1 protein-coding gene is annotated in these 231 nt (G+C 68.0%); it reads left to right on the top strand.

The window, feature by feature from the left end; translation table 11 throughout:
* Positions 1-231, top strand: a 231-nt coding sequence (locus FHD02_RS24275) for an Ig-like domain-containing protein (protein ID WP_220394400.1), incomplete at both ends; no start/stop codon positions are given.

Here is a 231-nt window from a genome sequence, read left to right as displayed (position 1 = left end):
CGGCGCTGGCTGACGGGGAGTACACCTTCACCGTGCAGGTCACCGACGACGCGGGCAACACCGCGACCTCGGCGGCGCTGGCGGTCACCGTGGACACCACCGTGGCGGCCCCGGTGATCACGCTGAGCGACGACACCGGCAGGGCGGGGGATAACCAGACCAACGACACTACGCCGGGCTTTGCCATTGCCACGGATAAAGACGCCGTGAGCGTGATGGTGAGCATCGACG

The organism is Citrobacter sp. EC_71, from assembly GCF_019584005.1.
GTDB lineage: Bacteria > Pseudomonadota > Gammaproteobacteria > Enterobacterales > Enterobacteriaceae > Citrobacter > Citrobacter werkmanii.
This window is presented reverse-complemented; position numbering and strand designations above follow the sequence as displayed.